Source organism: Limosilactobacillus portuensis (genome assembly GCF_014838735.1).
Taxonomy (GTDB): domain Bacteria; phylum Bacillota; class Bacilli; order Lactobacillales; family Lactobacillaceae; genus Limosilactobacillus; species Limosilactobacillus portuensis.
Genome location: NZ_JABUXQ010000005.1, coordinates 94,811 through 101,382 on the forward strand (window position 1 = coordinate 94,811; position 6,572 = coordinate 101,382).

A 6,572-nucleotide genomic window follows, 5' to 3' on the forward strand; every position below is an offset into this window, starting at 1 on the left:
TCATCCTCTTTCCATATTTAGCGCTCTCCGAACCTATAGAGTCTAATCGCGGGAATCCAAATAGGCTCACTTCGTATCGTAACTGAGGGACTCGAGCCTAACTACGAACGATTCTGATGATTTCATCATCATTCATCGTTCTAGGTTAGTCAACCGTCCCTCCGAGAAAGTTAATTCCCAGCTCCTTATTTAATCTTCCTGCATCAATTTACCACTACAAATCAACCAAGTGATTCCGTACTTGTCTACTACTTGACCAAGTTGATTATCAGCTGTTTGATTACCGAACGGAATTGTAACGCGCTGTTCATCAGAGCTTGCTACTTTATTAAATAACTGCTCTGCCCCAGCCTCATCTTCACCAAAATTAAGCATAATAGAAACCATTGACGATGGTTGGGGATTCGTCATCGTCGCGTCTGCACAAATTAGCTTCTGACCAGCAACCTGAAAAATGCCACGAAAAGTTGTAGTGCTTAACGAGTCAATATCCAATCCCAAGTTTTCCGCTTGCTCTTCACTAAGTGGCTGGTGATAAACAATTTCTGCATCAAAGTTCTGAACATAATAGTCCATCGCTTCCTTTGCATTCTCAAATGTTAAATATGGGTATATCTGTGCAGTCATGTTTTTCCTCCGTTAAAATCCTCTTTTTTGATTATATTGTTCATTTTGTGTCACGTCAAACAAGTGTCCCAAAATAAGGCATTGAAAATCACCTTTCTAATATATTAGAACGATCATTTTTTGATTTTTCATTCGTAATTTTGCTTAATTCTGTATAAAAAGCAAAAAAGTTTTGTTCTAGACCAATTATTTATCAATAGCGAATGTTCTTTTCATACGAATAAAGATCTCAGTTGATCCATTACTTTTGTAAATAATTCATAGAGAAAACGTTTACCATTTTTAATGCAGAATTGCTGTTGAAAGTATATAATTGTAGCATTAGAAGATTTTCTGAATATTCAGAAGGAGTGAACATTTTGGCTACAGAAAATAAGGCATTAATTACATTATTCGGTGCAACTGGTGACTTAGCTAAGCGGAAGCTTTACACTTCCCTTTTCAAGCTTTATCAAAAGGGCTACTTAGCTGACCACTTTGCATTACTTGGTACTTCACGTCATGAAATGAGCGACGAAGAATTCCAAGAAATGGTTTTAAACTCAATTAAGGATATTCCTGCAAAGGATGGCGAAGCAGAAGCATTTTCTAAGCATTTCTTCTACTGTGCTCATGATGTTACTAAACCAGAACATTATGCTAAGTTGAAGGATCGCTTAACTGAGCTTGACAAGCAATTCGGTACTGAAGGTAACCGTTTATTCTACATGTCAATGGCTCCACAATTCTTCGGTACTATTGCTATCAACATCAAGAAGCAAGGCTTATTAACTGATGATGGTTACAACCGTCTTGTTATCGAAAAGCCATTCGGTCGTGACTTCGATTCAGCTAAGAAGTTGAATGACGAATTGTCACAAACATTCGAAGAAAACCAAATCTTCCGGATTGACCACTATCTTGGTAAGGAAATGGTTCAAAACATCCAAGCATTGCGTTTCGGTAATCCAGTTATTGAAGCTCTCTGGAACAACCGATACATTGACAACATCCAAGTAACCCTTAGCGAAAAGCTTGGTGTTGAAGAACGTGCTGGATACTACGACAATTCTGGTGCTTTACGTGACATGGTTCAAAACCACATCATGCAAGTTGTCGCTCAACTCGCAATGGAAGAACCAGTTGCCTTTACTGACGACGATGTTCGTGTTGAAAAGATCAAGGCATTACGTAGTTTACGTGTCTACACCCCATCACAAGCCGCTGCTAACTTTGTTCGTGGTCAATATGGTGCTGATGGCAGTCAACCTGATTACCGGCACGAAGATGGTGTTGATCCAGAATCAGGCACTGAAACATTCGTTGCTGCTAAGTTAATGTTTGATAACTACCGTTGGTCAGGTGTTCCATTCTACGTTCGGACTGGTAAGAAGTTAGCTGACAAGTTTACACGGATTGATGTAGTCTTCAAGAAGCCATTAATTGATATTTTCGCTAATCCAAACTCTGGTAATGAACAAGCACTTCATTCCAACGTTTTAACTATCTTTGTTGAACCTAAGTCTGGTTTCGCTCTTCAATTAAATGCTAAGCACGTTGGTCAAGGCTACACAATTGAACCAGTTGACTTGAAGTTCCTCCAAAGCGACTCTGCCAAGAAGGAATCAACAGAACCATACGAACGTCTTTTCCACGATGCTCTTGAAGGTAACCACACTAACTTTGCTTCATGGGCTGAAATTGCTTATGCATGGAAGTTCGTTGATGTTATTCGGAACCTCTGGGACATCGAAAAGCCACAATTCCCTAACTACACTCCAGGATCAATGGGTCCTGCCGCAGCTACTGAATTGTTAGCTCGTGACGGTCGCAAGTGGGTTTACGATCTTAACAAATAACATAAATTACCGATAAGGTCTGAGAAGAAAATAATTTTCTTCTTGTCCTTTTTTGTTTTTACTTTCAAAGTCGTTTGCTGTATAATAATTATTGTGAAAATAAACACAAGATTAGCTAAGGAGTGTAAGAATATGTCAGATCAAAAAGCACAAATTGGTGTTGTTGGTTTAGCTGTTATGGGTAAGAACCTCGCCTTAAACATTGAAAGTCGCGGTTTTACTGTTGGTGTTTATAACCGTCACCGTAACCGAACTGATGAAATGATCCGTGATCACGGTGATAAAAAATTAGTGCCAAGTTACACAATTGAAGACTTTGTTAACTCACTAGAAAAGCCTCGTCGGATCCTGATGATGGTTAAGGCTGGTAAGGCTACTGATGCTGTTATCGATGAATTATTACCATTACTTGATAAGGGTGATGTTTTAATTGATGGTGGTAACACTAACTTCCATGACACAATGGCGCGGAATGCTAAGTTAGATAAGTCCGGAATCAACTTCATTGGTATGGGTGTATCTGGTGGTGAATTAGGTGCCCTCTATGGTCCATCATTAATGCCTGGTGGTCAAAAAGAAGCTTATGACTTGGTAGAACCAATTCTTACTAAGATCGCTGCTAAAGCTGAAGAAGACGGCAAGCCATGTGTTGCTTACATTGGTCCTAACGGTGCTGGTCACTACGTTAAGATGGTTCACAACGGAATCGAATACGGTGACGAAGAACTGATCGATGAAAGTTACAATATCATGCGGAACGTCTTAAAGATGCCAGTTGACGATATTGCTAAAACCTTTGCTGAATGGAACAAGGGTGAACTTTCCAGCTATCTTGTTGATATTACTGCTGACATTCTTACCCGAAAAGACGACCTTGGCGATGACAAGAGTAAGCCAATCGTTGATATGATTCTTGACCGTGGTGCTAATAAGGGAACTGGTAAGTGGAGTTCTGAAACTGCCCTTGACGGTGGTGCACCACAATCTGTTATTACCGAAGCCGTTTATGCTCGTTACATCTCAATGATGAAGAAGGAACGGGTTCAAGCAAGTAAGGAATTACCTGTTGATACTGAAGCTGTTTCAATCGACAACAAGGAAGAACTTGTTGAAAAGATTCGTCAAGCTCTCTACTTCGGTAAGGTAATGAGTTACGCTCAAGGATTCGAACAAATGAGAATCGATTCTGAACGTTACGATTGGAACCTCCAATACGGTGAATTAGCCCAAATTTGGCGTGCTGGTTGCATTATTCGGGCCCAATTCTTACAAAATATTACCGATGCCTTCACAAAGAACCCTGATTTGAAGAATCTCTTATTTGATGACTACTTCAAAGACATTGCCAAGAAGTACCAAAAGGCTATTCGGGACGTTGTTTCACTTGCCGTAAAGGCTGGTGTACCAGTTCCATCATTAAGTGCTGCTATTAGTTACTACGACTCATTCCGTGCTGAAGTCCTTCCTGCAAACTTACTACAAGCACAACGGGATTACTTTGGTGCTCACACCTACGAACGGACAGATCGTCCTGGTAACTACCACTACAGCTGGTACGAAGAACAATAATTTAAACGAAGTTCCATTAAATTAAGGACTTATGATGAAGTCATCATAAGTCCTTTTTGTTCATCATTAAATAAATATTTACTAATCGCTCATTCTCCCTAGTCATTTTATTATCACTAAGTCATCGTTGCCTGTTATATTTCGCCTATTAGAACTATACCAATTGAACATTTTTTACCTAATGAGCAAATTATTTAGCAAATTTTTTCGTAAAAATTTACTAAAAGAATATTGACATCTTTTATGAAAGCGCTTAACATAATGGCTGTAAGTTATTATAAATGTTGATGCAGAAAAGGGGAGTCTACAATGAACAATAGTTCTAAGAGTCAAGAACATGTTGGTCGTGCCCGTTTCGCCTACTCAATGGGTGCATTTGGACACGATGCCTTCTATGCCTTACTCTCTACTTACTTTATTATGTATGTTACTGGACACTTATTCCATTCCGGTAACAAAGCGTTCAACGATCACATGATTCTATGGATTACCACAATTATTGCGGTTCTCCGGATTATCGAATTGTTAATTGATCCAATGATCGGGAATGCGATTGATCGGACCCATACTCGTTGGGGTAAATTCAAGCCTTGGGTTGTTGGTGGTGGAATTATTTCTGCTGTTATCTTAGCAGCACTTTTCACCCCACTAGGTGGCTTAAACGTTTCTAGCCCTTATCTTTACTTAATTATTTTTGCCATCTTATACATCATTATGGATATCTTCTATTCATTCAACGATGTTGGTTTCTGGTCAATGCTTCCAGCCTTATCATTCAATTCACATGAACGTGATAAGATTGCTACCTTTGCCCGGGTTGGTTCAACTGTTGGTGGTCAGATTGTTGGTTTTGTTATTATGCCAATGGTCCTATTCTTCTCTGCTAACCAAAATGGCGGTACCGGTGATGACCGTGGTTGGTTTATCTTTGCTGCAATTATCGCTGCCATCGCTGCCATTACTGCTGTTGGTGTTGGTTTAGGAACCCACGAACAACAATCATTACTTCGTGAAAACAAGGAACAGACTAAACTTAAGGATGTTTTCAAGGTTCTTGTTAAGAACGATCAACTATTCTCCATTGCAATGTCCTACTTGTTCTACACAACCGGGATTACGCTTGTTAACAGTATGGAACTTTACTACTTCACATATATTCTCGGTAATGCCAAGGCCTTCTCAATCCTTGGTGGTTTGAACACGGTTGTCGGTGTTATCTCAGTTCTTACTTTCCCAATGTTTACTAATAAGATTAGTCGGCGGAAGTTATTCTATGGTTCCATCAGTATGTTAGCACTAGGATTACTAATCTTTGCCTTTGCTGGTCATTCTTTAGTAATGGTTCTAATTGGTGCTGAATTATTCTTTATTCCACAACCACTTGTCTTCTTAGTTGTCTTAATGACAATTACTGATTCAGTTGAATATGGTCAATTAAAGTTAGGACACCGTGATGAATCATTAACTCTTTCAGTTCGGCCTTTGCTTGATAAATTCGCTGGTGCCGTTTCCGGTTGGATCATCGGACCTACTGCAATTGCCGCCGGAATGACTGCTGGAGCTACCGCATCATCACTTTCTGCATCAGGTGTAACAACATTTAAGCTTGTTATGTTCCTTGCACCAGCAATCATGCTTGCCATTTCCGTTATTATCTTTGCCACTAAGGTTAAGTTGGACGAAAAGATGCACGCTAAGATTGTTGCTGAACTTGAACAAACTTGGGGTAAAGAGCTTAACAAGAGCGATGACGAAGGAACAATCATTGCTGATGAAGATGAATCAGTATCAACTCCTAAGCCTGGTGTAACGGAAATTCCTGCCCCAGTTGCTGGTACTGTTGTTGACCTGAAGAATGTTAGCGACCCTGCCTTTGCTAACGGAAGCATGGGCCAAGGATTTGCCATCAAGCCATCTGATGGTAAGGTTTACGCACCATTCAGCGGTACTGTTCGTGCAACCTTCTCAACCCGCCATGCCGTCGGTTTAGTTTCTGATAATGGCATTGCATTGTTAATCCACATTGGTATTGATACCGTTAAATTACACGGTACTGGATTTGTTACCTACTTCCACAAGGGACAACACGTTGCTAAAGGTGACGAATTAATGGAATTCTGGGACCCAACTATTAAGAAAGCCGGTCTTGACGATACCGTTATCGTTACCGTTACTAACAGTGAAGAATTTAACTTCAAGCAATTGATTTCTGCTAACCAAGAAGTTACAACCACTGATAACGTTATGGAAGTTACAAAGAAGGATCAAGAAAAATAGTTCTTACCCTCTGAAGAAAAAGGCAACTGAGATCGTACAATACCCCTTAGGGTTGACACTTTAAATAATAAAAGTGTGAATCCTAGGGGGTGTTTTGCATTGTAAGTTATTCAACTATTGAAAAGCTTAAATTACTTCATGATTACCATGGTGTCCGACCAGCAAACATGAGTAAGTGGATTAAGCAATTCCTACTCGCTGGATTGGCGGGATTAATTAGACCTAAGCATAATCAGAAGTACTCATTAGAGACTAAGTTAA

Annotated in this window: 4 protein-coding genes and 1 pseudogene; 4 read left to right on the forward strand and 1 reads right to left on the reverse strand. The window is 39.8% G+C overall.

Annotated features, from left to right (window positions below):
* Positions 1-189: 189 nt before the first annotated feature.
* On the reverse strand, positions 190-627 hold the full coding sequence (locus tag HUK49_RS02730) for a VOC family protein (RefSeq protein ID WP_191912560.1): 438 nt from the start codon (positions 625-627) through the stop codon (positions 190-192).
* Positions 628-986: 359 nt separating this feature from the next.
* Between HUK49_RS02730 and zwf the strand changes: the two genes are divergently transcribed.
* The 4 genes and pseudogenes from zwf to HUK49_RS11540 all read left to right on the forward strand — a co-directional run.
* Complete coding sequence (gene zwf / locus HUK49_RS02735) at positions 987-2,465, forward strand: glucose-6-phosphate dehydrogenase (RefSeq protein ID WP_191912561.1); 1,479 nt, start codon at positions 987-989, stop codon at positions 2,463-2,465.
* Between the two features lie 132 nt (positions 2,466-2,597).
* On the forward strand, positions 2,598-4,034 hold the full coding sequence (gene gndA / locus HUK49_RS02740; RefSeq protein ID WP_102167900.1) for an NADP-dependent phosphogluconate dehydrogenase: 1,437 nt from the start codon (positions 2,598-2,600) through the stop codon (positions 4,032-4,034).
* 309 nt (positions 4,035-4,343) lie between these two features.
* The gene (locus HUK49_RS02745) at positions 4,344-6,311 is read left to right on the forward strand and encodes a glycoside-pentoside-hexuronide (GPH):cation symporter (protein WP_191912562.1); all 1,968 of its coding nucleotides are present in this window, start codon (positions 4,344-4,346) and stop codon (positions 6,309-6,311) included.
* A gap of 116 nt (positions 6,312-6,427) precedes the next feature.
* A pseudogene (locus HUK49_RS11540) lies at positions 6,428-6,572 on the forward strand (helix-turn-helix domain-containing protein); the annotation flags it as partial.

Coding starts and splice junctions, on each gene's coding strand:
- HUK49_RS02730 (WP_191912560.1), bottom strand. CDS start 627: ATGACTGCACAGATATACCCATATTTAACATTTGAGAATGCAAAGGAA.
- gndA (WP_102167900.1), top strand. CDS start 2,598: ATGTCAGATCAAAAAGCACAAATTGGTGTTGTTGGTTTAGCTGTTATG.
- HUK49_RS02745 (WP_191912562.1), top strand. CDS start 4,344: ATGAACAATAGTTCTAAGAGTCAAGAACATGTTGGTCGTGCCCGTTTC.